Annotated in this window: 25 protein-coding genes and 1 pseudogene; 11 read left to right on the forward strand and 15 right to left on the reverse strand. The window is 60.2% G+C overall.

The features are described from left to right. The first annotated feature begins 37 nt into the window (after positions 1–37). Together AB4P96_RS27770 and AB4P96_RS27775 are read left to right on the forward strand one after the other, a co-directional pair. Positions 38–1,063, forward strand: a complete 1,026-nt coding sequence (locus tag AB4P96_RS27770) for an outer membrane protein assembly factor BamD (RefSeq protein ID WP_017137597.1) — start codon at positions 38–40, stop codon at positions 1,061–1,063. Positions 1,064–1,189: 126 nt separating this feature from the next. Continuing rightward, complete coding sequence (locus AB4P96_RS27775; protein ID WP_017137598.1) at positions 1,190–1,423, forward strand: PP0621 family protein; 234 nt, start codon at positions 1,190–1,192, stop codon at positions 1,421–1,423. Here AB4P96_RS27775 and thiO read toward each other — a convergent pair. The 5 genes from thiO to pilV all read right to left on the reverse strand — a co-directional run bounded on the left by thiO (position 1,410) and on the right by pilV (position 4,718). After that, a complete protein-coding gene (thiO, locus tag AB4P96_RS27780) occupies positions 1,410–2,519 on the reverse strand; it encodes a glycine oxidase ThiO (RefSeq protein ID WP_017137599.1) in 1,110 nt (369 codons plus the stop codon). The two genes, AB4P96_RS27775 and thiO, sit on opposite strands and share 14 nt — an antisense overlap. A 62-nt stretch (positions 2,520–2,581) precedes the next feature. Next, positions 2,582–2,983: a type IV pilin protein gene (locus tag AB4P96_RS27785; protein ID WP_395600321.1), complete on the reverse strand. Its 402-nt coding sequence runs from the start codon at positions 2,981–2,983 to the stop codon at positions 2,582–2,584. A 14-nt stretch (positions 2,984–2,997) separates the two neighbouring features. Beyond that, complete coding sequence (locus AB4P96_RS27790) at positions 2,998–3,522, reverse strand: PilX N-terminal domain-containing pilus assembly protein (protein ID WP_138451309.1); 525 nt, start codon at positions 3,520–3,522, stop codon at positions 2,998–3,000. Between the two features lie 6 nt (positions 3,523–3,528). Next, on the reverse strand, positions 3,529–4,236 hold the full coding sequence (locus tag AB4P96_RS27795) for a prepilin-type N-terminal cleavage/methylation domain-containing protein (protein ID WP_177033708.1): 708 nt from the start codon (positions 4,234–4,236) through the stop codon (positions 3,529–3,531). Beyond that, positions 4,233–4,718: a type IV pilus modification protein PilV gene (gene pilV, locus AB4P96_RS27800; protein WP_177033710.1), complete on the reverse strand. Its 486-nt coding sequence runs from the start codon at positions 4,716–4,718 to the stop codon at positions 4,233–4,235. The genes AB4P96_RS27795 and pilV overlap by 4 nt, the downstream gene beginning before the upstream one ends. Positions 4,719–4,921: 203 nt before the next feature. On the opposite strand from pilV, the gene AB4P96_RS27805 reads away from it, so the two are divergent. After that, positions 4,922–5,497, forward strand: a complete 576-nt coding sequence (locus tag AB4P96_RS27805; protein WP_138451313.1) for a GspH/FimT family protein — start codon at positions 4,922–4,924, stop codon at positions 5,495–5,497. Here AB4P96_RS27805 and ispH read toward each other — a convergent pair. From ispH to murJ, 6 genes are all read right to left on the reverse strand, one after another. After that, the gene (gene ispH / locus AB4P96_RS27810; RefSeq protein ID WP_017137605.1) at positions 5,451–6,398 is read right to left on the reverse strand and encodes a 4-hydroxy-3-methylbut-2-enyl diphosphate reductase; all 948 of its coding nucleotides are present in this window, start codon (positions 6,396–6,398) and stop codon (positions 5,451–5,453) included. The genes AB4P96_RS27805 and ispH overlap by 47 nt on opposite strands. A gap of 183 nt (positions 6,399–6,581) precedes the next feature. Further along, positions 6,582–7,019, reverse strand: coding sequence for an FKBP-type peptidyl-prolyl cis-trans isomerase (gene fkpB, locus AB4P96_RS27815; RefSeq protein WP_010213263.1), 438 nt, complete (start codon positions 7,017–7,019; stop codon positions 6,582–6,584). A gap of 7 nt (positions 7,020–7,026) precedes the next feature. Continuing rightward, positions 7,027–7,539 carry a signal peptidase II gene (gene lspA / locus AB4P96_RS27820; protein ID WP_017137607.1) on the reverse strand — a complete coding sequence of 171 codons (513 nt, stop codon included), beginning with the start codon at positions 7,537–7,539 and terminating at the stop codon, positions 7,027–7,029. After that, positions 7,532–10,363: an isoleucine--tRNA ligase gene (ileS, locus tag AB4P96_RS27825; RefSeq protein ID WP_017137608.1), complete on the reverse strand. Its 2,832-nt coding sequence runs from the start codon at positions 10,361–10,363 to the stop codon at positions 7,532–7,534. Before ileS ends, lspA begins: the two co-directional genes overlap by 8 nt. Positions 10,364–10,377: 14 nt before the next feature. Beyond that, positions 10,378–11,316, reverse strand: coding sequence for a bifunctional riboflavin kinase/FAD synthetase (gene ribF / locus AB4P96_RS27830; protein WP_016971190.1), 939 nt, complete (start codon positions 11,314–11,316; stop codon positions 10,378–10,380). Between the two features lie 119 nt (positions 11,317–11,435). Next, positions 11,436–12,974, reverse strand: a complete 1,539-nt coding sequence (gene murJ, locus AB4P96_RS27835) for a murein biosynthesis integral membrane protein MurJ (RefSeq protein WP_056859107.1) — start codon at positions 12,972–12,974, stop codon at positions 11,436–11,438. A 253-nt stretch (positions 12,975–13,227) separates the two neighbouring features. On the opposite strand from murJ, the gene rpsT (AB4P96_RS27840) reads away from it, so the two are divergent. The 3 genes and pseudogenes from rpsT (AB4P96_RS27840) to rpsT (AB4P96_RS27850) form a co-directional block, all read left to right on the forward strand. Continuing rightward, a complete protein-coding gene (rpsT, locus tag AB4P96_RS27840; RefSeq protein ID WP_003171647.1) occupies positions 13,228–13,506 on the forward strand; it encodes a 30S ribosomal protein S20 in 279 nt (92 codons plus the stop codon). 403 nt (positions 13,507–13,909) lie between these two features. Next, the gene (locus AB4P96_RS27845; protein WP_017139096.1) at positions 13,910–14,827 is read left to right on the forward strand and encodes an IS110 family transposase; all 918 of its coding nucleotides are present in this window, start codon (positions 13,910–13,912) and stop codon (positions 14,825–14,827) included. Between the two features lie 33 nt (positions 14,828–14,860). Then, positions 14,861–14,980 (forward strand): annotated as a pseudogene (gene rpsT / locus AB4P96_RS27850) (30S ribosomal protein S20); the annotation flags it as partial. A gap of 274 nt (positions 14,981–15,254) precedes the next feature. Here the strand turns inward: rpsT (AB4P96_RS27850) and AB4P96_RS27855 are convergent. Next, positions 15,255–15,740, reverse strand: coding sequence for a peptidylprolyl isomerase (locus tag AB4P96_RS27855; RefSeq protein ID WP_003188398.1), 486 nt, complete (start codon positions 15,738–15,740; stop codon positions 15,255–15,257). Here AB4P96_RS27855 and AB4P96_RS27860 point away from each other — a divergent pair. From AB4P96_RS27860 to AB4P96_RS27870, 3 genes are all read left to right on the forward strand, one after another. Continuing rightward, positions 15,739–16,029 (forward strand): DUF3565 domain-containing protein, encoded by a 291-nt coding sequence (locus tag AB4P96_RS27860; protein WP_017137610.1) that lies wholly within the window; start codon positions 15,739–15,741, stop codon positions 16,027–16,029. The genes AB4P96_RS27855 and AB4P96_RS27860 overlap by 2 nt on opposite strands. Before the next feature lie 79 nt (positions 16,030–16,108). Next, positions 16,109–18,208, forward strand: a complete 2,100-nt coding sequence (gene pta / locus AB4P96_RS27865) for a phosphate acetyltransferase (protein ID WP_056859109.1) — start codon at positions 16,109–16,111, stop codon at positions 18,206–18,208. Then, complete coding sequence (locus tag AB4P96_RS27870) at positions 18,209–19,108, forward strand: acyltransferase (RefSeq protein WP_138453572.1); 900 nt, start codon at positions 18,209–18,211, stop codon at positions 19,106–19,108. A 189-nt stretch (positions 19,109–19,297) separates the two neighbouring features. Here AB4P96_RS27870 and cysN read toward each other — a convergent pair whose 3' ends face one another. The 3 genes from cysN to AB4P96_RS27885 all read right to left on the reverse strand — a co-directional run bounded on the left by cysN (position 19,298) and on the right by AB4P96_RS27885 (position 23,126). Continuing rightward, positions 19,298–21,196, reverse strand: a complete 1,899-nt coding sequence (gene cysN / locus AB4P96_RS27875; RefSeq protein ID WP_017137613.1) for a sulfate adenylyltransferase subunit CysN — start codon at positions 21,194–21,196, stop codon at positions 19,298–19,300. 13 nt (positions 21,197–21,209) lie between these two features. Next, positions 21,210–22,127: a sulfate adenylyltransferase subunit CysD gene (cysD, locus tag AB4P96_RS27880; RefSeq protein ID WP_017137614.1), complete on the reverse strand. Its 918-nt coding sequence runs from the start codon at positions 22,125–22,127 to the stop codon at positions 21,210–21,212. A gap of 240 nt (positions 22,128–22,367) precedes the next feature. Beyond that, entirely contained in the window at positions 22,368–23,126 is a 759-nt protein-coding gene (locus AB4P96_RS27885) for a Nif3-like dinuclear metal center hexameric protein (RefSeq protein WP_017137615.1), read from the reverse strand. 102 nt (positions 23,127–23,228) lie between these two features. Between AB4P96_RS27885 and algW the strand changes: the two genes are divergently transcribed. Continuing rightward, positions 23,229–24,383: a Do family serine endopeptidase AlgW gene (gene algW, locus AB4P96_RS27890; RefSeq protein ID WP_017137616.1), complete on the forward strand. Its 1,155-nt coding sequence runs from the start codon at positions 23,229–23,231 to the stop codon at positions 24,381–24,383. A gap of 108 nt (positions 24,384–24,491) precedes the next feature. Further along, complete coding sequence (locus AB4P96_RS27895) at positions 24,492–26,591, forward strand: TonB-dependent siderophore receptor (RefSeq protein ID WP_176991537.1); 2,100 nt, start codon at positions 24,492–24,494, stop codon at positions 26,589–26,591. The last annotated feature ends 8 nt before the right edge of the window (positions 26,592–26,599 follow it).

A 26,599-nucleotide genomic window follows, 5' to 3' on the forward strand; every position in this document is an offset into this window, starting at 1 on the left:
GCCCAAGACAGCGGCCGTCATAGGGACGCAAGCCGCCATGCAAGTGAAACACCTGCTGCTGATCGCCATCCTCGCCATGACTGCTGCTTGCTCGTCAACAAAGGAAGTCGTCGACGAAAACCTGAGCGAAGTCGAGCTGTATCAATTAGCTCAAAAAGACTTGGACAATAATAGCTACACCAGTGCCACAGCCAAGCTGAAGGCCCTGGAGTCGCGCTATCCGTTCGGGCGCTATGCCGACCAGGCACAGCTCGAGCTGATCTACGCCAACTACAAGAACGCGGAGCCGGAAGCTGCAAAATCCGCCGCCGAGCGTTTCATCCGCCTGCACCCGCAGCACCCGAACGTGGACTACGCCTACTACATGAAGGGCCTGACCTCGTTCGACCAGGACGTTGGCCTGCTGGCGCGCTTCCTGCCGCTGGACATGACCAAGCGTGACCCTGGTGCTGCCCGCGACTCCTTCAACGAGTTCGCCCAGCTCACCAGCCGCTACCCCAACAGCCGCTACTCGCCGGACGCCAAGCAGCGCATGATCTACCTGCGCAACCTGCTGGCGTCCTACGAGATTCACGTGGCCGACTACTACCTGACCCGTCAGGCGTATGTAGCTGCCGCCAACCGTGGTCGTTATGTAGTTGAGAACTTCCAGGAGACCCCATCCGTGGGTGATGGCCTGGCGGTGATGACCCAGGCTTACCAGGCATTGCACCTGGATGCATTGGCAACCACCAGCCTGGAAACCCTGAAGCTCAACTACCCGGACTCCCCAAGTCTGAAAGACGGCCAGTTCGTGCCTCGGGTAGCTGAAGCAGACAACCGTTCCTGGTTGAGCAAATACACCCTGGGCCTGATCAGTTCCCGCCCACCGTTGCCGCCGGGCGAAACCCGCGCCAACCAGGACGTGATGAAGCAGTTCCAGGACGCCAAGGAAGCCATTCCTTCGGAGCTCAAGCCGCATGACGCCAATGGCGACGTGATCGAAGAAGAAGCACCGCAGGCCCTGGGCAACAATGAAGACCGTTCGTGGTTCAGCTACATGACCTTCGGCGTGTTTGACTGATTGCACACAGCGTCATCAAGAAGGAGCCTCTCGAGGCTCCTTTTTTGTGGGCGTCTTGTTATTGCGCTGTGCGCTTGCCACGCGCTTGGCTAAACTGGCGCATTCCCTGTCGAGAAACTGCCCATCATGCTTCGTCTACTGTTCTGGATTGCCGTCATTGCTGCCGCGGTATGGTTCTGGCGCAAATTCAAAAGCCCGGCGGCTAAACAGCAACGCTCCGCCGAGCCGGGCGCGGCCCTGATGGTGCGCTGCGCCCACTGCGGCGTGCACCTGCCGCAAGATCGCGCACTCAATTCACGCCAGGAGTGGTACTGCACCCAGGCGCACCTGGAACAAGGGCCGAAATCTATTCAGCGTTGATCCGACCGGCGGGCGCATACGGCGCCGGGTCAATGATCGGGGGACGCCCCAACAGCAAGTCAGCGAACAGTTGACAGGATGCCGGCGCGAGCACCAGCCCATTGCGATAATGCCCGCAGTTGAGCCAAAGCCCTTTGAAACCGGGCACTTCACCGATGTAAGGGATACCTTCCGGTGAACCGGGGCGCAAACCGGCCCAGTGACCTACGACCTGCGCGTCTGCCAGCGCGGGAATCAACTCCACCGCCGACGCCTTGAGACTTTCCAAGGCCGACTCGGTCGGGGTCTTGTCGAACCCTTCATGCTCCAGCGTGCTGCCGATCAGAATGTGCCCGTCACGCCGCGGGATCGCATAACGCCCTTTGGCCAGCACCATGCTCGACAAAAAATCCGACGCACATTTGTACAAAATCATTTGGCCTTTGACCGGCTCCACTGGCAGCGACAGACCCAGCTTGCCGAGTATTTCGCCGCTCCAGGCGCCCGCAGCCAGCACCACCTGATCGCCCAGGATCGGCCCCGCAGCGGTATTTACACCCACGACGTTGCCACCTTCAATAACAAACCCCTCCACTTCGCACTGCTCATGAAGGGTCACGCCCGGCAACGCCAACAGCGCAGCCTTGAGGGATTTGACCAGACGCGGGTTGCGCACATTGGCCACGTTCGCCATGTAGATCGCCTGGGAATATCCACCGCCCAGCACCGGCACGGCATCATGGGCGGCCGACACATCTACCTTGCTCAACGGGCGACCTTCTCGGGCAGCCCAAGCCAACGCTTGGGCTTCATCTTCCAGGTCCAACCAGTACAGGCCTGTGGTGTGAACCTCTGGATCAACCCCGGTGGCCGCAAACAGCCGCTCTGCCAACTGCGGGTAAAAATCCTGCGACCAATGGGCCAGTGCGGTGACCGCCGGGCTGTAGCGCCATGGATACAGCGGCGAAACAATGCCGCCACCCGCCCAGGAAGACTCCTGCCCAAGCCCCGACCGCTCCAGCAGCACCACGGCCTGCCCCTCCGTGGCCAGGTTAAACGCGGTCAACAAGCCGATGACACCGCCACCGACAATCACCACTTGCTGTTGCTTAGCCATCATTTGATCCAGCCGATAAAAAGGGAAAAGCGCACCCGGCGCCCATTCATCCAGTACTCTCATCATTGCCCCCAACACGCCTGGCGCGACATTTCAGGTATCGCGCCCGGGTTGCTGCGAACGCCGGTGCTGGACAAGCTGAACTCACCGCATGGGTCATTTGCCATGATGGCGCCGACTGCAGGCGAGGCGACCAGTGTGAATGACTGGGGGCTCAATGCAGTGCTGATTCTATAGTGATCATTGCCGGCAATGGCGCCGCTTGCATCAATAAAAGTGCCGTGGCGCGTGTAAAAACGTTCGAGGTGCTGCGCCTGCTCAATCAACAGTGCAACGATCTGCGCGCGGTAGGCTTTTTTCACCTGCCCGGTATACGCGGGGTAAGCAATCCCGGCCAAAAACGCGATGATCGCGACCGCGCCCAGTAACTCGATCAGGGTAAAACCTTGGCAATCCTTGCCCATTGATACGCTCCTCACTAGTGAAGTTGTCGCCATAGCACCCGATGAACGCTCAGACCGCCCTCTGCCTGTGCATAGACCGCCTCCAGCACCGTGCGCACTTGGCCACTGCTCCCAACCGCCGTCACGCGGTACAACGCGGCCGGTGTTTCGGCAGGCAAACCCGCCATCCCCACGCCCACTCCCAGGGATTGCACGCCATACAGGCCACCCTTCAGGGCAACCCAAGTGACCGCTGACACGGGGTTTGTGCCTGCCTCTATCACCTGCGACGACTCGACCGGCGGCGCACAGGAATTGATTGCCCGACACACCGGCAGTGTCGCGCCTGCCCGCCGGATCACCGACTCACCCAACCGCAGGCCACTTTCGGCGCTTTGGAATGACTGGTTTCGATGCCATACGCTGCCGGTAATCTTTTGTTGGGACACCGCCCCTTGCATCGATGCCAGGCCGATCAGTGACAGCACCAGCAGAAACACCAGGCTGATCAGTAAAACCATGCCGGCTTGCCCTGCATAAAAGCGTTGATGATTGAACATGCTGCCCTACCCCAACCGGTTTCGCAGGGCTGCGACGACGCTGTAGGCCTGATCTTTCACGCGCCCGGTCGGGTCTTGCAGCGTCATGCGCAAGCGTACGCTGCGGATCAGCGATTCATCCGCCGGGCTGGCGTCATAGCGCGCTACCTGAGGCGAACCTGGTTTGCCCGCCACGCCGAAACTGATGTCGAAGGCCTGCACGTTGTCCAACAGCACCGCCTTGGCCGGCGCCGCAGGCGTACTGACCTTCAATTGCCCAGTTTCATAGGTGTAGGTGAGTTGGCGCAGCGCAAAGCGGATCTGCCCTGGCGTCGGTGGCGGTGAATTCCCCGCGTAGGCCTGGGCCGTGCCGAGGCAGTCAGAGAGCACCGTCCAGTCAGGCGTGCCGCCCTCACCTGCGACATCGGCGGTGACCAGCGTCAGCGACCAGGAACTGCCTGCAGAATGCCAACCCACAGGTTGATCAAAGGCTGGGGGTGCGTTGTCGATAGCGGCTGTCGCCAGGCAGCCGAACATGCCCGCCTGGCGGATATCCCGGATCATCTTGCCCAGCACAAACCGCGCGTCATCCTGCAGCAGCATGGCGGCCTGTTGGCTGGCTTGAGTCGCGCGAGCGCTGATCGTCACCTGGCTGACACCCAGCACCAGCAGCAACCCGACAGCCAGCGCGAGCAACAACTCCACCAGGCTGAAGCCACGGACAAAGCTTCTCATTGAGGCACCTGCGGGTCGCTGGTAATGCGGCTGGTGAGGGTGAAGGTTTCCCGCGCCCCGGGCGTATTCGCCCCACGGGCGTCATCCCAACTGATGCTCACGGTTACCTCGCCACCGCTGATCACCACCGAGCCTTTGGCGTCCTCGCCGGCGAAGCCGATGATATTGGCTTCGAAGTCATGCAGGTCCAGGTCCCGCACGCTGGCCGTCGCGCTAAGGACGGGGGCGGTTTGCGCGCCCCCCCATGCATAGTCGGCACCTGAGTTGGCGCGGATTCGGTCGAGCATATCGTAGGCAATGAAACTGGCCTGGCTGGTCATCCTTGAGCTGTCGGTGTACTTGAGTGCATTGAGCTGGGTCACTGCGGCGCCCAGCAACCCGACGGCGAGAATCAGCACCGCCACCAGCACTTCGATCAAGGTCATGCCGGTTTGCTGTCGAGGCAGCACGCAGGGAAAAAGTCTGTTCGGGCAGGCAAGCATTACCGTCGTCATCCGTGTCGAAGGCTGAAAAAAGCAGCGCAATGCTGCTGTGAGACCCAAGACTAGCGCCGGTTTTTGGCTCGCGCTGCTATCGGAACAAAGGGAAATACTTTGGACATAAAGGCCATCATTCAGCCCCGCCGCCGGGCGCTATACCTAGGTCTCCAAACCCATTTTTACCCTTGCCCATGGAGGGACAGACTATGCAACAACGCGGTTTCACCCTGATCGAACTTCTGTTCGGCCTGTTACTGGGCGGCATCCTGGTGACCGTGGCAGTGCCCGCCTTCAAGGGGTTGCTTGCGTCGCAGCAGCAACGCAGCGCGGCACACTCACTTGCCGAAGGCCTGCGGTTGGCGCGCACTGAGGCAATCACCCGCAATCGCGCAGTGATCATTCAGGCGCTGGAGAACGATTGGAGCCGAGGATGGCAAATCATCGTGGATACAAGCGGGCGCGGCGAGCCGGGTACCGACAACCCTATACTGCTGGAACGGCAGGGCAATGGGCGCGTGCTGATGGCGGGCAATGGGCCAGTCAAGAGCCAGGTACGCTTCAGCGGGCTGGGTGAGCCGGTGTTTGCGGGAGGTGGCTTCCGCGCCGGTACGGTGCACATCTGCGGCACCGACCCGGTACAGAGCCTCTATCAAGTGGTGCTGGCGCCCAGCGGGCGCATCAGCCTGCGCAGTGAGGCCACCGAGCAGGCGCTGTGCGGCTCCGGCACCGTGGCACTCAGAGCAGCGAACGAACCCGCAGCTCTTTGGGCATGGAGAACGTGATGTTCTCTTCGCGACCGGCCAATTCATCCGCGCCGGTGGCGCCCCAGGCCTGCAGTTGCTGGATCACACCGCGCACCAGCACTTCTGGAGCGGAAGCCCCTGCGGTGATGCCAATACGCTCAACGCCGTCGAACCAACTGCGCTGCATGTCTTCAGCGCCATCGATCAGGTAGGCCGGCGTGGCCATGCGTTCAGCCAGTTCGCGCAAGCGGTTGGAGTTGGAGCTGTTGGGGCTGCCGACCACCAGAACCACATCGCATTCGTCGGCCAGTTGCTTGACCGCGTCCTGGCGGTTTTGCGTGGCGTAGCAGATGTCATCCTTGCGTGGGCCGCCAATTGCCGGGAAACGCGTGCGCAGGGCATCGATCACACGGCTGGTGTCGTCCATCGACAGGGTGGTTTGCGTCACGAAGGCCAGGCGATCAGGGTTTTGAACCTGCAACTCGGCCACGTCTTTTTCGTCTTCTACCAAGTAGATGGCGCCGCCATTACTGGCGTCGTACTGCCCCATGGTGCCTTCGACTTCCGGGTGACCGGCGTGGCCGATCAGGATGCATTCACGGCCGTCGCGGCTATAGCGCGCGACTTCGATATGCACCTTGGTCACCAGCGGGCAGGTGGCGTCAAACACCTTGAGGCCACGGCCCGCCGCTTCGGTACGTACTGCCTGGGACACGCCGTGGGCGCTGAAGATGACGATAACGTCGTCCGGCACCTGGTCGAGTTCTTCGACAAAGATAGCCCCGCGTGCGCGCAGGTCTTCAACCACGAATTTGTTGTGGACGACTTCATGGCGCACGTAAATCGGCGGCCCGAACACTTCCAGGGCGCGATTGACGATTTCGATCGCCCGGTCCACACCGGCGCAGAAGCCACGGGGGTTGGCGAGTTTGATTTGCATGCTGTGCCTCGTGTCTTGCAGGGCAAGAAATTGGATCAACTCAACTCTACAGGAGTAAGCCCCTGTGGGAACCTGGCTTGCCCGCGATGCAAACGACCGGGTGTATCAGGTACACCGAGGTGATGCTATCGCAGGCAAGCCAGCTCCCACACAAGCCGGCCCCATAAGCGCCGGTTTCGTCAGTCAGAGCGCTTTAACGTCGATGATTTCAACGTCAAACGTCAAGGTTTTACCGGCCAACGGGTGGTTGAAGTCGATGGTCACTTGCGCGTCATCGAAGGTTTTAACCACGCCGGGCAGCTCGGTGTTCGCCGCATCGTTGAAGATCACCAACAGGCCTTCCGACAGGTCCATGTCCTGGAACTGCGAGCGCGGGATGATCTGCACGTTTTGCGGGTTGGGCTGGCCAAAGGCGTTTTCCGGCAGGATCTGCAAGGTGCGCTTGTCGCCGGCCTTGAAACCGAATAGTGCCGCTTCAAAACCCGGCAGCAGGTTGCCATCACCGACTTTGAAGGTCGCCGGGGCTTTGTCGAACGTGCTGTCGACCGTGTCGCCATTCTCCAGGCGCAGTGCGAAATGCAAAGTGACTTCCGTGTTCTGGCCGATGCGTTGCTCAGCCAATACCTGATCAGTCATTGACGGTCTCTCCGGTTTTCTTGCTTTTGAACATGTCCAACGCCAGCATGATTGCACCGACGGTGATGGCGCTGTCGGCAAAGTTGAACGCCGGGAAGTACCAGCGGTTCTGCCAATGCACCAGAATAAAGTCGATCACATGGCCCAGGGCAATGCGGTCGTACAGGTTGCCCAGCGCGCCGCCCAGCACCAAGGCCAGGGCAATGGCGAGCCAGGTATCATCACGGCCCAGACGCTTGAGCCAGACCACCAGCACAGCGCTGACAACCACCGCGATCAAGGCAAACAGCCAGCGCTGCCAGCCGCCGCTGTCCGCCAGGAAGCTGAAGGCAGCACCGGTGTTGTAGGCCAGGGTCCAGCTGAAGTAGTCAGGAATGACCACAATCTGCTGGAACATCTGCAGGGAGCCTTCGAAATGAGCCTTGCTGACCTGGTCAATGACCAGGACCAGCACGCTCAGCACGAGCAAACCCAGACGTCCGAAACGACTGGAAGCATTAGGCATAGTGGCGAACCTCGCCAGCACCGCTGATGTTGTCGACGCAACGACCGCAGATTTCCGGATGCTCTGGGTTCACGCCGACGTCTTCACGGCAGTGCCAGCAACGGGCGCACTTAGGAAAGGCCGACTTGACCACTTTGAGCTTGAGGCCCGGCACTTCGGTGGCCACTGCGTCCGCAGGTGCCTGGGCAAACGGTGCCAGGCTCGCGGTCGAGGTGATCAGTACGAAGCGCAGTTCGTTGCTCAGCTTGGCCAGGTCGGCGGTCAGGCCTTCCTCGGCAAACAGGGTGACTTCGGCTTGCAGGTTGCCACCGACGGCCTTGGCCGCGCGCTGAACTTCCAGCTCCTTGTTCACCGCAACCTTGACGGCCATCACGCCTTCCCAGTACTCGCGGCCCAGTTCGAAGTTGGCCGGCAATTCGGTCAGGCCTTCGTACCAGGTGTTGAGCATCACCGATTCGTTACGCTCGCCCGGCAGGTATTCCCACAGTTCGTCAGCGGTGAAGGCCAGGATCGGTGCGATCCAGCGCACCAGCGCTTCAGAGATGTGGTACAGCGCGGTCTGCGCCGAGCGGCGCGCCTTGCTGTTGGCGCCGGTGGTGTACTGGCGGTCCTTGATGATATCGAGGTAGAAACCACCCAGCTCCTGCACGCAGAAGTTGTGGATCTTGGAGTACACGTTCCAGAAACGGTATTCGCCGTAGTGTTCCTGCAACTCGCGCTGCAGCAACAGCGTACGGTCCACGGCCCAACGGTCCAGGGCGAGCATGTCCTCGGCCGGCAGGATGTCGGTGGCCGGGTTGAAACCGGTCAGGTTCGACAGCAGGAAGCGTGCGGTATTACGGATACGGCGGTAGGCATCGGCGCTACGGGCCAGGATCTGGTCCGACACGGCGATTTCGCCCGAGTAATCGGTCGAGGCGACCCACAGACGCATGATATCGGCGCCCAGGGTGTCGTTGATCTTTTTCGGCTCGATCACGTTTTTCAGCGACTTGGACATCTTGCGGCCCGTCTCGTCGACGGTGAAGCCGTGGGTCAGCAGTTCGCGGTACGGCGCGTGGTTGTCGATGGCGCAGCCGGTCAGCAACGACGAGTGGAACCAGCCACGGTGTTGGTCCGAGCCTTCCAGGTACAGGTCGGCACGCGGGCCGGTGGCGTGACCCATCGGGTGCGAACCGCGCAGCACGTGCCAGTGGGTGGTACCCGAGTCGAACCACACGTCGAGGGTGTCGCTGATCTTGTCGTACAGCGGCGCTTCGTCGCCCAGCAGTTCGGCGGCGTCCAGCTTGAACCAGGCTTCGATGCCTTCCTGCTCAACGCGCAGCGCCACTGCTTCCATCAGTTCAACGGTACGTGGGTGCAGCTCGCCGCTTTCCTTGTTCAGGAAAAACGGGATCGGCACGCCCCAGTTACGTTGGCGGGAGATGCACCAGTCCGGACGGTTGGCGATCATCGAGTGCAGGCGCGCCTGGCCCCAGGCCGGGACGAACTTGGTGTCTTCGATGGCTTTGAGCGAGCGCACACGCAGGGTGTCGCCGCTGGTCGGCTCTTTGTCCATGCCGATAAACCACTGCGCGGTAGCGCGGTAGATCAGCGGGGTCTTGTGACGCCAGCAGTGCATGTAGCTGTGCTTGATGGTTTCGGTGTGCAGCAGCGAACCGACTTCACGCAGTTTGTCGATGATCGGCTCGTTGGCCTTGAAGATGAACTGGCCGCCAAAGAACTCCAGCGACGGCGCGTAAACGCCATTGCTCTGCACCGGGTTGAGGATGTCATCGTTGACCATGCCGTAGGCTTTGCAGGTCACAAAGTCATCAACGCCGTAGGCCGGCGCGGAGTGAACCACACCAGTACCCGAACCCAGCTCCACGTAGTCAGCCAGGTACACCGGCGACAGACGGTCATAGAACGGGTGACGGAAATTGATCAGTTCCAGCGCAGTGCCGGTGGTGGTGGCGATGACCGAACCTTGCAGCTCGTAGCGCGCCAGGCAGGCCTCGACCATTTCTTCGGCCAGCACCAGCAGGCGATCACCGACGTCCACCAGGGCGTAGGTGAATTCCGGGTGCACGTTCAGCGCCTGGTTGGCCGGGATGGTCCACGGGGTGGTGGTCCAGATCACGATGGCTGCAGGCTTTGGCAGGCTCGACAGGCCAAAGGCTTGGGCCAGCTTGTCGTCGTCGGCGATCGGGAAGGCCACGTCGATGGTCGAGGACTTCTTGTCTTCGTACTCGACTTCCGCTTCAGCCAGGGCCGAACCGCAGTCGAAGCACCAGTTCACGGGCTTGAGGCCCTTGAACACGAAACCGCCTTTGACGATTTCAGCCAAGGCACGGATTTCACCGGCCTCGTTCTTGAAGTTCATGGTCTTGTACGGGTTGTCCCACTCGCCCAGCACGCCCAGGCGGATGAATTCGGACTTCTGCCCTTCGATCTGCTCGGTGGCGTAGGCACGGCACAGTTCGCGGGTTTTATCCGCGCCCAGGTTCTTGCCGTAGGTCACTTCGACTTTGTGTTCGATCGGCAGGCCGTGGCAGTCCCAGCCCGGAACATAAGGCGCGTCGAAGCCCGACAGGGTTTTCGAACGCAGGATCATGTCCTTGAGAATTTTGTTCAGCGCATGACCGATGTGAATCGTGCCGTTGGCATAAGGAGGGCCGTCGTGCAGGACGAACTTCGGACGATCCTTGCCAATTTCGCGCAACTTTCCGTACAGGCCAATACTGTCCCAGCGCTGCAGGATCTGCGGTTCGCGCTGTGGCAGGCCGGCCTTCATTGGGAAGGCGGTGTCCGGAAGGTTTAGCGTGGCTTTATAGTCGGTCATTTAAGGCTCTTCGGTTAGCGATGGGCGCTAGGTGCGGCTAGTGCACGGGCGGCGGCGACATCCGCATTGATCGCCGTTTTCAACGCCTCAAGGGAGGCGAAACGCTGCTCTTCACGCAGCTTCTGGTGGAAAACCACCGTTAAACGCCGGTCATACAAATCACCGGCAAAATCCAAAAGGTGAACTTCCAGGTGGGCCTTTCCATCACCTGCAACCGTGGGCCTGACGCCTATGTTGGCGACTCCCGGCCACGATTGGCCGTCGATGTCGACACTTACCAGGTAAACCCCGGTGAGTGGCACACGACGACGCTTGAGCTGCACGTTGGCGGTTGGCGTGCCCAGTTGGCGCGCCAGCTTCTGACCGTGCAATACCCGCCCGGCAATGCGGAACGGGCGACCGAGCAAACGCTCGGCCAAGGCGAAGTCGGCAGCCGCCAGTGCGTTACGCACCTGGGTACTGCTCACGCGCAGGCCGTCCAGTTCGACGGTTTGCGCGGCTTCGACGGTAAAACCTTGATTCACACCAGCGTGTTGCAGGAAGTCGAAATCGCCGACGCGGTCGCAGCCGAAACGGAAGTCGTCGCCGACCTCCAGGTGCTGCACGCCCAGGCCATCTACCAGGATACGGTCAACGAACTCGGCGGCGCTGAGGCTTTGCAAACGCTGATTGAAGGCCAGGCACAGCACACGGTCCACGCCCTCTTCAGCCAGCAGTTGCAGCTTGTCGCGCAGGCGGGCCAAGCGCGCCGGAGCCGTCTCGGGGGTAAAGTATTCCCGCGGCTGTGGCTCAAAAATCACCACGCAGCTGGGCACGCCCAACTCGACCGCACGTTCACGCAGCCGGCCCAGGATAGCCTGGTGGCCACGGTGAACACCGTCAAAGTTGCCAATAGTGGCGACGCAGCCCCGATGCTCGGGGCGCAGGTTGTGGAGACCTCGAACCAGCTGCATAACGCGCTTCTTGCTCATAAAGTGGTCGATTATAACCACACCCGGCCCCGGACGACAGGCAACAGCGCAGGCCAAATGGATCGAATCGATAAAACAACCGTTTTATCACGGCAAAGTCTCTAGCCAAGCGACTTTCGATTGAAATCACGCAGACGGAAGCCTTGCAACAGCAACATCCCGAAGTACACCACCACACCTGCCACGACCAGAACACCCAGGCGCATGAAGCGTTCAAGCATATGGCCTTGATCCCAGGCGGGCATGAAGTGCATCAGGCCCAACAACACCGCCGACATCATCGCCACCGCCACCAGCAGCTTGAGGGCAAACAGGCCCCAGCCCGGCTGCGGCTGATACATCTGCTGCTTGCGCAGTTGATAAAACAGCAGGCCCGCGTTGATGCAGGCACCCGCGCTGATGGCCAGGGCCAGGCCGGCATGGGCCAACGGGCCAATAAACACCAGGTTGAGCAGTTGCGTGACGATCAGTGTGAAGATTGCGATCTTGACCGGCGTGCGGATGTTTTGCTGGGCGTAGAAGCCCGGCGCCAGCACTTTGATCACGATAATGCCGAGCAGACCGACGGAGTAGGCGACCAGTGCGCGCTGGGTCATTGACGCGTCAAACGCGCTGAACTGGCCGTATTGGAACAGCGACACGGTCAACGGCTCAGCCAGAATGCCCAGGGCCAGGGAACACGGCAACACCAGCATAAAGCACAGGCGCAGGCCCCAGTCGAGGATGCGCGAGTACTCCTGGCGGTCCTTGCTGGCATAGGTGCGCGACAGCGTCGGCAGCAAGATTGTGCCCAAGGCTACACCCAGTACGCCGGACGGCAACTCCATCAAGCGATCGGCGTAGTACATCCAGGAGACCGAACCGGACACCAGCAAGGATGCGAACGCAGTGTTGATGATCAGGGAAATCTGGCTCACCGACACGCCCAGGATCGCCGGCAGCATATTGCGCATCACGCGCCATACGCCGGTGTCCTTGAGGTTCAGGCGCGGCAGCACCAGCATGCCGATTTTTTTCAGGTGCGGCAGTTGGTACAGCAGCTGCGCCAGGCCGCCGGCCAGCACCGCCCAGCCCAGGGCCATAACCGGCGGGTCGAAGTACGGCGTCAGGAACAGCGCGAAAATAATCATGCTGACGTTCAGCAATGTCGGCACGAAGGCCGGTACCGAGAAACGGTTCCAGGTATTGAGGATCGCCCCGGCCAGGGAAGACAGCGAAATCAGCAATATATAAGGAAAGGTCACCCGCAACAGGTCAGTGGTCAGCGCGAATTTTTCCGGGGTATTGGCAAAACCGGGGGCCGTGGCCCAGATCACCCAGGGCGCGGCAAGCATGCCGACGAGGGTTACCAGCATCAGTACCAGGGTCAGCAAGCCCGAGACATAGGCAATAAAGGTACGGGTCGCCTCTTCGCCCTGCTGGGTTTTGTATTCGGCCAGGATCGGCACGAAAGCCTGGGAGAATGCGCCCTCGGCGAAGATCCGCCGCAACAGGTTGGGCAGTTTAAAGGCAATAAAGAACGCATCCGTGGCCATGCTGGCGCCGAAAATGCGCGCCAGCAGGGTGTCACGCACAAACCCTAAAACCCGGGAGATCATCGTGATAGAGCTGACGGCAGCCAACGATTTGAGCAGATTCATTGAAAGAGTTTGCGCCTTTAGATAAAGAGCAGGCGAACAAAGCGCCCACTTATGCGATACTGCGCGCCTGCAACAGCACAGAGCCAAAGCTCGCGAGTTTACAGGTCAAGCGCCGGAAATAAATCACCCGCCTCTTCAGATCGACCACTCAGCAGTTCGCATCAGCCGCCCTTGACAACCCATCAAGTCATCGGCATGATTCGCGGCCTATTTTGTTTGCTATTTCCTAAAAAGTCTTTCGAGGAGCTCGACGGTGGCCAACACACCTTCCGCCAAAAAACGTGCAAAACAGGCTGAGAAGCGTCGCAGCCACAACGCCAGCCTGCGTTCCATGGTTCGTACCTACATCAAGAATGTAGTTAAAGCCATCGACACCAAAGACGCTGAAAAAGCTCAAGCTGCTTACGTTCTGGCTGTGCCTGTTATCGACCGTATGGCCGATAAAGGCATCATCCACAAGAACAAAGCCGCTCGTCATAAGAGCCGCCTGAATGGCCACATCAAGGCTCTGAACGTCGCTGCAGCAGCCTAAGTGGTAACAACTGCCGCGTAACTCAGGTTACGTAACAGTTAAGAAATGCCCCGAACCGAAAGGTCCGGGGCATTTTTGTTTGTGCTCAATAACTTGGGCGCACGGATCAAAATGTGGGAGCGGGCTTGCCCGCGATTGCGGTGGGTCCGTGGTGAACAGGCCAGCTGACACGCCCCCATCGCGGGCAAGCCCGCTTGTGTCTTGATCTGGGAATAAACTCTGAGGTGAGAGGGGTGGATGGCAAGCTGTGAGTCCGCGGTGCTAGAAGCACGAGTGGGAGCAAAGCTGCCATCCACCTTTCCACTCTGGCCGACAAGCCCGAACAGTTGGACGAGCACCACTCGAATCACAAGCGTGGGCATAGCCAGAGCACTCTCACTCCTGAGTGTAAGAGGGTTTTGCCATGATTTCCTGGGTCGGCATCGATATCTCTAAATTAAACCTTGTTGTCTGGGTTCAACCTCAGAAAGAAGGCTTCGAGATTCCAAACACATCTGAAGGCTTTGTTGAGCTGATCAAACGATTGAGCTGCTATGAGGTTGGCCGGGTATTGCTGGAGGCCACGGGAGGCTACGAGCGCCAGGTCATGGCGGCACTGCAACAGACGAATTTCCAAGTGCTCCGAATCAATCCTCGTCGGGCCAGAGCCTTCGCGGTGGCCATGGGCAAAAATGCCAAGACCGACCCGATTGATGCGGCAGTTCTGGCTGATTTTGCCGAAGTGCTGCATGGGTCTCACGAAAAGGTCATTTCTCCTGAGCGCGAAGCTCTGCGCGAACTGATCCAATTACGTGAGCACTTCGTTCAGCAGCGCGACGACAATAAGCGTCGACTTCAGCAGGCTCAGTTGCCAACCGTTGTCAGCGCTACCAAAGATCATATTCGCTACCTGCAAGCGCAGATCAAAGCCCTGGAAAAACACCTCGTTCAGGGCATGTTTGATTTGGATGCAGAAAAGGCCAGGCGACTCATGTCTGTGAAGGGGATTGGCAAAGTCGCGGCCGCCAGTTTGCTGGTTTACTTGCCGGAGTTGGGCGAGTTGGATCGCAGAGAAGTGGCGGCGTTAGCGGGCATAGCCCCTTACAACGACGACAGCGGAAACCACAATGGAAAACGGCAGATATACGGAGGAAGAACCCGTGTCAGGCATGCGTTATACATGTCGAGTTGGGTTGTTATCCGCTTTCAAGCAGACTTTAAAACGCGCTACGAGGCTCTAAGGGAGCGAGGCAAGAGCGCGAAAGTCGCGCTCATCGCCTGCATGCGGATACTGCTGATCAGACTAAATGCCATGCTGCGAGACGGTACAGAATGGCGCTGACGGACGGTGGGTTAAGACAGTTGCTCCCACATGGCTGTGCCTGTTATCGACCGTATGGCCGATAAAGGCATCATCCACAAGAACAAAGCCGCTCGTCATAAGAGCCGCCTGAATGGCCACATCAAGGCTCTGAACGTCGCTGCAGCAGCCTAAGTGGTAACAACTGCCACGTAACTCAGGTTGCGTAACAGTTAAGAAATGCCCCGAACCGAAAGGTCCGGGGCATTTTTGTTTGTGCGCGATAAGATCAAAAATGTGGGAGCGGGCTTGCCCGCGATTGCGGTGGGTCAGTGATGTATAAGGCGGCTGACACGCCCTCATCGCGGGCAAGCCCGCTCCCACACTTGAACTGCAGTGTATTTTCGGGCGCAAAAAAAACGCCCCGAACCAGTCGGGGCGTTTTTGCTACCTATTGATCAAACCACAATCAATGGTGATGACCGCCTTCACCGTGGACGTGGCCGTGGGCCACTTCTTCCTGGGAGGCGTCGCGGATAGCAACGATCTTCACTTGGAAGTTCAGCCGCTGACCAGCCAGAGGGTGGTTGCCGTCGACAGTCACGTCGTCGCCGTCCAGATCGCGGATGGTGACGATCTGCATCTGGCCGTCCGGAGCGGATGCGTGGAACTGCATGCCCACTTCCAGCTCATCAACGCCTTCGAACATGCTGCGGCTCAGGGTGCTGACCAGTTCGGCGGAGTATTCGCCGTAAGCATCTTCAGGTTCTACGGCGACAGTCAGTTCGTCACCGACGTTCTTGCCTTCCAGAGCCTTCTCCAGGCCCGGGATGATGTTACCTGCACCTTGCAGGTAGACCAGCGGCGCGCCGCCGGCGGAGCTGTCGATGACCTCACCAGCGTCGTTGGTCAGGGTATAGTCGATGGAGACAGCCTTGTTAGCGGCGATCGTCATGGGGCGAGACCTTTTGCATAAGAATGAAGAACGGACAAGTCTAAACAAGGATTTGCCCGAAAGCGAACAGAACCCGGACAGACGGAACCGATCAACGGCATCCTTCATCATCGGTTTCCATCAGGATGAGGACAACCATTGGGTGGCCGAGCTGTCTTGCGGCCACACCCAGCACCTGCGCCACCAGCCGCCATGGCAGTCGCGCGCCTGGGTACTCGATACCGCGCAACGTCTTGAAAAAATAGGCCAACCCTTTACGTGCGGCTGGTGTGCGCAAGCGCCTGAATAACGATAACCTTGGTGCCTGATTCCCGGTAGGCGCTCAGCCATAGAACGCCACCGAAGCCATGCACCTCCAGAGAATTCGCATGCAGACTTTTTTTATCGCGCCCACCGATTTTGGTGTGGGTCTGACCTCCATCAGCCTTGGGCTGGTGCGCACCCTTGAGCGGGCCGGGCTGAAAGTCGGCTTCTTCAAACCGATTGCCCAGCCACATCCGGGTGACACCGGCCCCGAGCGCTCCACCGAACTGGTGGCGCGCACCCACGGCCTTAAGCCACCACAACCCTTGGGCCTGGCCCATGTGGAACGCATGCTCGGCGACGGCCAGCTCGACGAGCTGCTCGAAGAAATCATCACCCTGTACCAGCAAGCCGCCGTGGGCAAAGACGTGCTGATCGTCGAAGGCATGGTGCCGACCCGCAGCGCCAGCTATGCGGCGCGGGTCAACCTGCACCTGGCCAAGAGCCTCGACGCAGAAGTGATCCTGGTGTCGGCACCGGAAAACGAAGTGCTCACCGAGCTATCGGGCCGCGTGGAATTGCAGGCCCAACTGTTCGGCGGCCCCAAAGACCCGAAAGTGCTGGGCGTGATCCTCAACAAAGTGCGCACCGACGAAAGCATGGAAGCCTTCTCGGCGCGCCTAAAAGAGCATTCGCCCCTGTTGCGCAGCGGCGATTTCCGCCTGCTCGGTTGCATCCCTTACCAGCCCGAACTCAACGCCCCGCGCACCCGCGACGTGGCCGACCTGATGGGCGCACAGATCCTCAACGCCGGCGACTACGAAACCCGGCGCATGACCAAGATCATCATTTGCGCGCGCACCATGCGTAACACCGTGGAGCTGCTAAAGCCGGGCGTGCTGGTGGTAACGCCGGGCGACCGTGACGACATCATCCTGGCCGTCAGCCTCGCCGCGATCAACGGCGTCCCCTTGGCCGGCCTGCTGCTGACCAGCGACACCCTGCCCGACCCGCGCATCATGGACCTGTGCCGTGGCGCCTTCCAGGCCGGGCTGCCAGTCCTTTCCGTGAGCACTGGCTCCTACGACACGGCCAACCAGCTCAACAGCCTGAACAAAGAAATCCCGATTGATGACCGCGAGCGCGCGGAGATCATCACCGATTTCGTCGCCAGCCACCTCGATGCACGCTGGCTGCACCAACGCTGCGGCACGCCACGGGAAATGCGCCTGTCGCCCGCGGTGTTCCGCTATCAGTTGATCCAGCGCGCCCAGGCCGCCAACAAACGCATCGTGTTGCCCGAGGGCAGCGAGCCGTTGACCGTGCAGGCCGCCGCCATCTGCCAGGCCCGGGGCATTGCGCGCTGCGTGCTGCTGGCCAAACCTGCCGACGTGGAAGCCGTCGCCCGCGCCCACGGCATCGAATTGCCCGAAGGCCTGGAGATTCTCGACCCGGACCTGATTCGCCAGCGCTATGTCGAGCCAATGGTCGCACTGCGCAAGAGCAAGAGCCTCAACGCGCCGATGGCCGAGCAACAATTGGAAGATACGGTGGTGATCGCCACCATGATGCTCGCGCTGGATGAAGTGGACGGCCTGGTTTCCGGGGTTATTCACTCCACCGCCAACACCATCCGCCCTGCCCTGCAGCTGATTAAAACGGCGCCGGGCTGCACCTTGGTGTCGTCGGTGTTCTTTATGCTGTTCCCCGAGCAGGTGCTGGTGTACGGCGACTGCGTGATGAACCCGCACCCAAGCGCCGTGGAACTGGCGGAAATCGCCCTGCAAAGTGCCGACTCCGCCGCTGCCTTCGGCATTACGCCACGGGTGGCGATGATCAGCTATTCCAGCGGTGATTCGGCCAGCGGCGAAGAAGTGGAGAAAGTCCGCGAAGCCACCTTGCTCGCCCACGAACAGCAAAGCTCGCTGCTGATCGACGGCCCATTGCAATACGACGCCGCCGCCAATGAAACCGTCGCCCGGCAGTTGGCGCCCAACAGCCAGGTCGCCGGTAAAGCCACGGTGTTTGTGTTCCCGGACCTGAACACCGGCAACACCACGCACAAGGCCGTGCAACGCAGCGCCGACTGCGTAAGCCTGGGCCCCATGCTGCAAGGCTTGCGCAAACCGGTGAACGACCTGCCGCGCGGTGCACAAGTGGACGACATCGTGTACACCATCGCCCTGACGGCGATTCAAGCCGCCAACCGACCTATGGATATCTAAATGCTGGATTTTCTACCTGCCGCCGTACGCGGGGTAATCGCGTCCTTGTTGTTGGCGCTGAACACGATCCTGCTGTGTTCGTTCCTGTTTGTTGTCGCGCTGTTCAAGGCGCTGCCATTTGCCAAACGCTTCAGCGAATGGCTGATGAACCACACCCACGAAGCCTGGGTGACCAACAACAAGGGCTGGATGAACCTGGTGCGACGCACACGCTGGCACCTGACTGGCCTTGAAGGCCTGGACTACCAGCACTCGTATCTGGTGACCAGTAACCACCAGAGTTGGGTCGACATCATGGTGCTGCAATACGTGCTCAATCGCCGGATTCGGCCGCTGAAGTTCTTCCTCAAGCAGGAACTGATCTGGGTGCCGGTGATTGGCCTGGCATGGTGGGCGCTGGGCTTCCCGTTTATGAAGCGCTACACCAAAGCTTATCTGGAGAAGCACCCGGAGAAGAAAGGCAAAGACCTGGAAACCACGCGCAAGACCTGCGCGAAGTTTCGCGACAACCCGGTGGGTATTTTCAACTTTGCCGAAGGCACGCGGTTTACGCCGGGCAAGCACGCACAGCAGAAATCGCCGTTCCGTTACCTGCTCAAGCCCAAGGCCGGTGGCATTGCGTTTGTGCTGGATGCCATGGGCGAGCAGCTCAAGTCATTGGTGAACGTGACCATCCACTACCCGGCCGGGCGTCCAGGGTATTGGGATTTGTTGTGCGGGAATGTGAAAGACGTGGTGGTGCACTTTGAGGAAGTGCAGATTCCAGCCGTGTTTATCGGCAAGAATTATGAGCAGGATGGGGAATATCGGTTGGCGTTCCAGGGGTGGATCAACCGGTTGTGGGAAGACAAGGATGCGCTGCTGGATAAGCTTCACACAGAATACCCAGGCCGCCACTGACCGACCTGTGAATGCAATCTAACGTGGGAGCTGGCTTGCCTGCGATAGCTGACTGTCAGTTGATGGGTATGTTGCTGACCCACCGCTATCGCAGGCAAGCCAGCTCCCACAGTGACCGCGCCAGACCTTGAGAAAGTAAAAAGCCCGCCACCGAATGATCGGTGGCGGGCTTTTTTGTGGCGGCGAGGTTTAGATCGCGCCGCGCTGGCGCAACAGCTCCAGCACTTGCTTGACGCTGTCTTCCAGCGACGTGGCCTGGGTGTCGATCACCAAGTCGGCATTCAACGGCACGTCGTACGGGAAGGACTCGCCTGGGATGTTGTCCCCGCCCGCCGCGTACAGGCCTTGCGGATCACGCTCGGCGCACACCAGCGGCGAGGCCTGCACGTAGACGGTGAGCAAGCGGTCGCTGCCGATTAACGCCTTGGCCTGTTCACGGCCTTCGGCATCCGGGGCAACAAACGCGGCCAGGGTCAGCAGGCCGGCTTCGTTGAACTGACGCGCCACGTGAGCAGCACGGCGCCAGTTTTCGGTACGCCCGACGCGGTCCTGCGGCAAGCCCTTGTTCAAGTCGCGGCGCAGGTTCTGGCCATCCAGTACGAATACCGCACGGCCCATGTCAAACAGCTTGCGCTCAACCGCGTAGGCCAAGGTGCTTTTGCCGGCGCCGGACAGGCCGCTGAACAACACGGTAGCCGGTTGCTGGCCGAAGCGTTGGGCGCGCTCTTCGGTGGCTACATGAGCAAGGCGGCCGTGTTGCGCAGCGCCACCATGGCCCACCGGCGGCGCAATAATCATGCCCGCAGCCACAGTACCGTTGGTCAAACGGTCGATGACGATAAACGCACCAGTGGTGCGGTTGCTGTCATAGCCATCCAACGCAATGGCGGCGTCGAGGCTGACCTTGACCCGGCCAATCTCGTTCAGTTGCAGCGAACTTGCCGGGCCTTCGGCCAGGGTGTTCACGTCCACGCGGTGCACGATGCTGGTGATCGAACCCGGCACGTAGCTGGTGGCGCGCTTGATGTCATATTTCTTGCCCGGCAGCATCGGCTCTTCGGCCATCCAGACCAGCATGGCGTCGAAAGCGTCGGTGACTTGCGGCACGTTGTCGGCATGCACCAACAGGTCCCCACGGGAGATGTCGATCTCGTCTTCCATGGTCAGGGTCACGGCCTGGCCTGGGCCTGCGTGTTCCAGCTCGCCCTCGAAGGTGACGATGGATTTGACGCGGCTGCTCTTGCCCGACGGCAGCACCACGACTTCATCGCCCTTGTGCACGATGCCGCTGGCGAGGGTGCCGGCGAAACCACGGAAGTTCAGGTTCGGACGGTTGACGTACTGCACCGGGAAACGCAGGTCGGTGTAGTTGCGGTCGTTGGCGATCTCGACGGTTTCGAGGATCTCCATCAGCGACTGGCCGGTGTACCAGGGCGAGCGCTCGCTCTTGTTCACCACGTTGTCGCCCTTGAGCGCCGACATCGGTACGAACGCCATGGTGCTCGGCTTGAACGCAATGCCCTCGGCAAACTTCAGGTAATCGGCCTTGATCGACTCGAACACGCTTTGGTCAAAGCCATTGATGTCCATCTTGTTGACGGCAATCACGATGTGCTTGATGCCCAGTAACGAGGCGATATAGCTGTGGCGGCGGGTCTGGGTCTGCACGCCGTAGCGGGCGTCGATCAGAATGATCGCCAGGTCGCAGGTGGACGCACCGGTGGCCATGTTGCGGGTGTACTGCTCATGGCCGGGGGTGTCGGCGATGATGAATTTGCGCTTGGCGGTGGAGAAGTAGCGGTAGGCAACGTCGATGGTGATGCCCTGTTCACGCTCGGCCTGCAGGCCGTCGACCAGCAAGGCCAGGTCGATATCGTCACCGGTGGTACCGGATTTTTTTGAATCACGAGTGATGGCTTCCAGGTGATCTTCGTAGATCATCTTGGAGTCGTGCAGCAGGCGCCCGATCAGGGTGCTCTTGCCGTCGTCGACGTTGCCGCAGGTCAGGAAGCGCAACATCTCTTTGCGCTCGTGCTGGCCCAGGTAGGCGAGGATGTCCTCGCTGATCAAATCAGATTGATGCGACATTGGTGACAGCCCCTTAGAAATAACCCTGACGTTTTTTATCTTCCATCGAGCCTGCGCCATCGTGGTCGATGACCCGGCCCTGGCGCTCGGAAGTTCGCGTCAGGAGCATTTCCTGAATGATGTCCGTCAGCGTCTCGGCTTCGGACTCCACCGCGCCCGTCAACGGGTAGCAGCCAAGGGTACGGAAACGTACTTTCTTTTTGACGATTCGGGCTTTGTCTTCGTCGGACAAGTGCTCGAGGATGCGGTCGTCGTCGATCATGATCAACGTGCCGTTCTTCTCGATCACGTCGCGCTCGGCGGCGAAGTACAGCGGCACAATCGGGATGCCTTCGAGGTAGATGTACTGCCAGATGTCCAGCTCGGTCCAGTTGGACAGCGGGAACACACGGATCGACTCGCCTTTGTTGACGTTGCCGTTGTAGACGTTCCACAGCTCCGGGCGCTGGTTCTTCGGGTCCCAGCGGTGTTTGCTGTCACGGAACGAGTACACACGCTCTTTGGCGCGGGACTTCTCTTCATCGCGACGGGCACCGCCGAAGGCTGCGTCGAAACCATGCTTGTCCAAGGCCTGCTTGAGGCCTTCGGTCTTCATGATGTCGGTGTGCTTGGCGCTGCCGTGGGTGAACGGGTTGATGCCCTGCGCCACACCATCAGGGTTGACGTGGGTGATCAGGTCCAGGCCCAGTTCTTCGACCATTTTGTCGCGGAACTTGTACATCTCCTGGAATTTCCAGCGGGTGTCGACGTGCATCACCGGGAACGGCAATTTGCCCGGGAAGAAGGCCTTGCGCGCCAGATGCAGCATCACGGCGGAGTCTTTACCGATCGAGTAGAGCATCACCGGGTTGTCGAACTCGGCGGCGACCTCGCGGATGATGTGGATGCTTTCCGCCTCCAGCTGTTTCAGATGCGTCAGTTTGTCGACCATGGCTACTCACGGAAAAACGATCTTATGGACGGCCAGCGGGCCGTGTTCGAGCGGGGCATGCTAGCACAGCACCTTCTTCTATTCAGGGAGCCAGCTAGATCGAAACGGTATATGAATATGCCCCTCAGTTTGGCTTGTGGTAGCTGGCTTGTCTGCTCTACAGGCACCTCAGTCATTCAGGCAAACCGAGGTGATGCAATCGCAGGCAAGCCAGCTCCCACATTTGAGCCTTGGTGTTCTTTAGATTGGGTTGGGGCAATCGATGAACAGATGTTCCAGCGCGAAACGCCGTGCCAGATAGTCACCCAGTGCCTGCACGCCATAACGCTCAGTAGCGTGATGGCCCGCAGCAATAAAGCTGATGTCGTTTTCCCGCGCGCTGTGGAAGGTCTGCTCGGACGCTTCGCCGCTCAGATACAAGTCAACGCCTGCGGCAATAGCATCATCAATGTAGCCTTGGCCGCCGCCGGTGCACCAACCCACCCGGCGGATCATCTCGCTGCCTTCGATCAACAGTGGCTCGCGACCCATTACATCCTGCACGCGTCGGGCAAAATCACGCGGCGACAAGGGTTCGGCCAGGGAGCCGACCAGGCCGACGATTTTCGGGTTGCTGGGGTCCAGCGGGCCTTCGACGGTGATGTCCAGCTGACGGGCGAGTTGCACGTTGTTGCCCACCTCCGGGTGCAGGTCCAGCGGCAGGTGGTAGGCCAGCAGGCTGATGTCGTGCTTGAGCAGGGTTTTCAGGCGGCGTTGCTTCATGCCGGTGATGCACGGGTTTTCGCCCTTCCAGAAATAACCATGGTGCACCAGCACCAGGTCGGCCTGGGCTTCGACGGCGGCGTCCAGCAACGCTTGGCTGGCCGTGACGCCGCTGACAATGCGCATCACCTGCGGGCGCCCCTCGACCTGCAAGCCATTGGGGCAATAATCGGCAATTTTTGCGCTGCCAAGGTAGCGGTCCGCTTCCTCGACCAGGGTGCTAAGGGGGACAGCCATAAAAGACTCCTAAATATCCCGTTCCGAGGCGCTCGCAGCCTCGTATAATGCGCGACATTATGGGCGCTATCCCGCCCCCTGCAACCTGTCAGGACTTACTTGATGCTCAAGGCACTGCGTTTTTTTGGATGGCCATTGTTGGCTGGCGTGCTGATCGCGATGCTGATTATTCAGCGTTATCCCCAATGGGTGGGCTTACCCAGCCTTGATGTGAACCTGCAACAGGCCCCACAAAGCAGCTCGGTGGTGCAAGGCCCGGTCACCTACGCCGACGCGGTGGTCATCGCCGCGCCTGCAGTGGTCAACCTGTACACCACCAAGGTCATCAATAAACCGGCGCATCCGTTGTTTGAAGACCCGCAGTTTCGCCGCTATTTCGGCGACAACGGGCCCAAGCAGCGCCGGATGGAATCCAGCCTCGGTTCCGGGGTGATCATGAGCCCGGAAGGTTACATCCTCACCAACAACCACGTGACCACCGGCGCCGACCAGATTGTGGTGGCCCTGCGCGACGGCCGTGAAACCCTGGCCCGCGTGGTCGGCAGCGACCCGGAAACCGACCTTGCGGTGCTGAAGATCGACCTCAAGAGCCTGCCCTCGATCACCATCGGCCGCTCCGAAGGGCTACGCGTCGGTGATGTCGCGCTGGCCATCGGCAACCCGTTCGGCGTCGGCCAGACCGTGACCATGGGCATCATCAGCGCCACCGGGCGTAACCAGTTGGGGCTCAACAGCTACGAAGACTTTATCCAGACTGACGCGGCGATCAATCCGGGGAACTCTGGCGGCGCATTGGTGGATGCCAATGGCAACCTGACCGGTATCAACACGGCGATTTTCTCCAAGTCCGGCGGTTCCCAGGGCATCGGCTTTGCGATCCCGGTGAAGCTGGCAATGGAAGTGATGAAGTCGATCATCGAGCACGGCCAGGTAATCCGTGGCTGGCTGGGCATCGAAGTACAGCCGTTGACCAAGGAACTGGCCGAGTCGTTCGGCTTGACCGGGCGCCCGGGCATCGTGGTGGCCGGGATCTTCCGCGACGGCCCGGCGCAGAAAGCCGGCCTGCAATTGGGCGATGTGATCCTGAGCATCGACGGCGAACCGGCCGGTGATGGCCGCAAGTCGATGAACCAGGTGGCGCGGATCAAGCCGACCGATAAGGTGTCGATCCTGGTAATGCGCAACGGCAAAGAGATCAAGCTGTCGGCAGAGATCGGCCTGCGCCCGCCACCCGCCCCGGTGAAAGAAGAGGAATAACGGCTACGGGAGCCCGTTCGCGGGCTCCTGTTACCGAATATTTCAAAAGAAATCCATTCTCAATGGTCATGTTATATTGTTTCAATATCGCTATTGGAACGCTCTATCATGCCGTCTCAAAGATTCGCCCCCGTTGCTGGCCTGGCCTTGGGTTTGCTGCTGGACCCCGCCTACGCCGATGACAACACTGTCGAACTGGACACCATCAGCGTCACCTCCGACGCCTATGAATCCGCCACCGGCCCCGTCAAAGGCTACCGCGCCACCCGTTCCGCCAGCGCGACCAAAACTGACACCGATCTGCGCGACATCCCACAATCAATCAGCGTGATTCCTGCCACGGTGCTCGAGGACCTGGGCAGCACCAGCGTGGAACGTGCTCTGGAGTTTGCCGGCGGCGTGTCCAAGCAAAACAACTTCGGCGGCCTGACGCTTTACGAGTACAGCGTGCGCGGCTTCACCACGTCGGAGTTCTACCAGGACGGTTTCAGCGCCAACCGTGGCTACCCGAGCACCCCGGACGCGGCCAACATCGAGCGCATTGAAGTGCTCAAAGGTCCCGCAGCCAGCCTGTACGGCCGTGGCGATCCGGGCGGCACCGTGAACATTGTCACCAAGAAGCCGCAGCCCGAAGCCTTTACCACCGTGCAAACCAGTGCCGGCAGCTGGGACCGCTATCGCACCGCACTGGATGTGAACACGCCGCTGGACAGCGAAGGCCGCGTGCTGTCGCGGGTCAACCTGGCCGTGGAAGACAACCACAGCTTCCGCGATCACGTCGACGCCCAGCGCGTGTTCGTCGCGCCATCATTCAGTTGGCAGTTGGACCCCGACACCAGCCTTCTCGTAGAAAGCGAGTTCGTGCGCCACAGCTCCACCTTCGACCGGGGCATCGTCGCCAACCATGGCATGTCCCGCTCGACCTTCCTCGGCGAACCCAACGACGGCAATATCCGCAACCACAACAATCGCATCCAGGCCGCGTTGGAACATCACCTTAATGACGCCTGGAAACTGCGCCTGGCCAGCCACTACAAACAGGGCAGCCTGTGGGGTGACGCCTCGGAAAGTCGTGCGCTGAATGCCAACGGCCATACCGTTAACCGCCGCCTGCGGGAACGCTCCACCGGTTGGCACGACAGCATCACCCAGCTGGAACTGCGCGGCCAGTTCGACATCGGCAGCTGGCAGCACGAACTGTTGATCGGCGGCGAATACGAGGACTACCGCAAGAAGGAACGCGTGTCGGCGGTTGCCGGCAGCCTCTACCCCATCGACATCTATAACCCGATCTACGGCCAAACCAAACCCAACGGCGCACGCACCGGCACCGACGTCTTCGAACAGACGAAAAGCCAGGCGCTGAACCTGCAAGACCAGATCATCTTCACCGACCGCCTGCGCGGCATGCTCGGTGCGCGCTTCGAGCATGTCGAACAACGCACCGACGACTTCACCCGCAACCACGCCAAGAGCCGGCATACCCACGACGCCCTGACTCAACGCGCCGGTCTGCTCTATCAGCTAACGCCGCAAGTCGGGGTGTTCGCCAACGCGTCAACCTCGTTCAAACCCAACAACGGTGTGGATGCCGGCGGCAAATCCTTCAAGCCCGAAGAAGGCGTGGGCTATGAAGTGGGGATCAAGAGCGAGCTGTTCGACGACCGTTTGAGCACCACGCTCGCCGCCTTCCATATCGAAAAAGAAAATGTTCTGACCCAGGACCCGGCCACCCTCAACAACAGCCGCGCCATAGGCAAGGCGCGCAGCCAGGGCTTTGACCTGCAACTGAGCGGGCAAGTGACGGACGCGGTACGCGTGATCGGCGCCTTTGCCTATATCGACGCCGAAGTGACCAAGGGCGACAAATCCATCCCCACCGGCAGCCGGATTCTGGGCGTAGCCAAGCGCAGCGGCAGTCTGCTGGGTGTGTATGAATTCCAGAATGGCGCGCTGCGCGGCTCGGACCTGGGCGCGGCGTTCACCTACGTTGGTGATCGCTCCGGCGAGGCCGGCAGCCAGTTCGAACTGCCCGCCTACCACACCGTCGACCTGCTGGCGCATTACAAAGCCAGCGATAGCGTCACGGTGGGCCTGAACCTCAACAACCTATTCGACGAAAAGTACTACGAGCGCTCCTACAGCAATTACTGGGTCACTCCCGGCGAGCCGCGCAACTTCACCGTCAGCCTGACCCTTAACCTGTAAAAGGATGC

The sequence above is a fragment of the Pseudomonas sp. B19125 genome (assembly GCF_044218855.1).
Lineage (GTDB): Bacteria > Pseudomonadota > Gammaproteobacteria > Pseudomonadales > Pseudomonadaceae > Aquipseudomonas > Aquipseudomonas edaphica.

What these genes read in the sequence shown, in the direction of transcription:
- AB4P96_RS27770 (WP_017137597.1), top strand. Translation starts at nt 38, where the DNA reads ATGCAAGTGAAACACCTGCTGCTGATCGCCATCCTCGCCATGACTGCT.
- AB4P96_RS27775 (WP_017137598.1), top strand. Translation starts at nt 1,190, where the DNA reads ATGCTTCGTCTACTGTTCTGGATTGCCGTCATTGCTGCCGCGGTATGG.
- thiO (WP_017137599.1), bottom strand. Translation starts at nt 2,519, where the DNA reads ATGGCTAAGCAACAGCAAGTGGTGATTGTCGGTGGCGGTGTCATCGGC.
- AB4P96_RS27785 (WP_395600321.1), bottom strand. Translation starts at nt 2,983, where the DNA reads ATGGGCAAGGATTGCCAAGGTTTTACCCTGATCGAGTTACTGGGCGCG.
- AB4P96_RS27790 (WP_138451309.1), bottom strand. Translation starts at nt 3,522, where the DNA reads ATGTTCAATCATCAACGCTTTTATGCAGGGCAAGCCGGCATGGTTTTA.
- AB4P96_RS27795 (WP_177033708.1), bottom strand. Translation starts at nt 4,236, where the DNA reads ATGAGAAGCTTTGTCCGTGGCTTCAGCCTGGTGGAGTTGTTGCTCGCG.
- pilV (WP_177033710.1), bottom strand. Translation starts at nt 4,718, where the DNA reads ATGCTTGCCTGCCCGAACAGACTTTTTCCCTGCGTGCTGCCTCGACAG.
- AB4P96_RS27805 (WP_138451313.1), top strand. Translation starts at nt 4,922, where the DNA reads ATGCAACAACGCGGTTTCACCCTGATCGAACTTCTGTTCGGCCTGTTA.
- ispH (WP_017137605.1), bottom strand. Translation starts at nt 6,398, where the DNA reads ATGCAAATCAAACTCGCCAACCCCCGTGGCTTCTGCGCCGGTGTGGAC.
- lspA (WP_017137607.1), bottom strand. Translation starts at nt 7,539, where the DNA reads ATGCCTAATGCTTCCAGTCGTTTCGGACGTCTGGGTTTGCTCGTGCTG.
- ileS (WP_017137608.1), bottom strand. Translation starts at nt 10,363, where the DNA reads ATGACCGACTATAAAGCCACGCTAAACCTTCCGGACACCGCCTTCCCA.
- ribF (WP_016971190.1), bottom strand. Translation starts at nt 11,316, where the DNA reads ATGCAGCTGGTTCGAGGTCTCCACAACCTGCGCCCCGAGCATCGGGGC.
- murJ (WP_056859107.1), bottom strand. Translation starts at nt 12,974, where the DNA reads ATGAATCTGCTCAAATCGTTGGCTGCCGTCAGCTCTATCACGATGATC.
- AB4P96_RS27845 (WP_017139096.1), top strand. Translation starts at nt 13,910, where the DNA reads ATGATTTCCTGGGTCGGCATCGATATCTCTAAATTAAACCTTGTTGTC.
- AB4P96_RS27860 (WP_017137610.1), top strand. Translation starts at nt 15,739, where the DNA reads ATGGGGCGAGACCTTTTGCATAAGAATGAAGAACGGACAAGTCTAAAC.
- AB4P96_RS27855 (WP_003188398.1), bottom strand. Translation starts at nt 15,740, where the DNA reads ATGACGATCGCCGCTAACAAGGCTGTCTCCATCGACTATACCCTGACC.
- pta (WP_056859109.1), top strand. Translation starts at nt 16,109, where the DNA reads ATGCAGACTTTTTTTATCGCGCCCACCGATTTTGGTGTGGGTCTGACC.
- AB4P96_RS27870 (WP_138453572.1), top strand. Translation starts at nt 18,209, where the DNA reads ATGCTGGATTTTCTACCTGCCGCCGTACGCGGGGTAATCGCGTCCTTG.
- cysN (WP_017137613.1), bottom strand. Translation starts at nt 21,196, where the DNA reads ATGTCGCATCAATCTGATTTGATCAGCGAGGACATCCTCGCCTACCTG.
- cysD (WP_017137614.1), bottom strand. Translation starts at nt 22,127, where the DNA reads ATGGTCGACAAACTGACGCATCTGAAACAGCTGGAGGCGGAAAGCATC.
- AB4P96_RS27885 (WP_017137615.1), bottom strand. Translation starts at nt 23,126, where the DNA reads ATGGCTGTCCCCCTTAGCACCCTGGTCGAGGAAGCGGACCGCTACCTT.
- algW (WP_017137616.1), top strand. Translation starts at nt 23,229, where the DNA reads ATGCTCAAGGCACTGCGTTTTTTTGGATGGCCATTGTTGGCTGGCGTG.
- AB4P96_RS27895 (WP_176991537.1), top strand. Translation starts at nt 24,492, where the DNA reads ATGCCGTCTCAAAGATTCGCCCCCGTTGCTGGCCTGGCCTTGGGTTTG.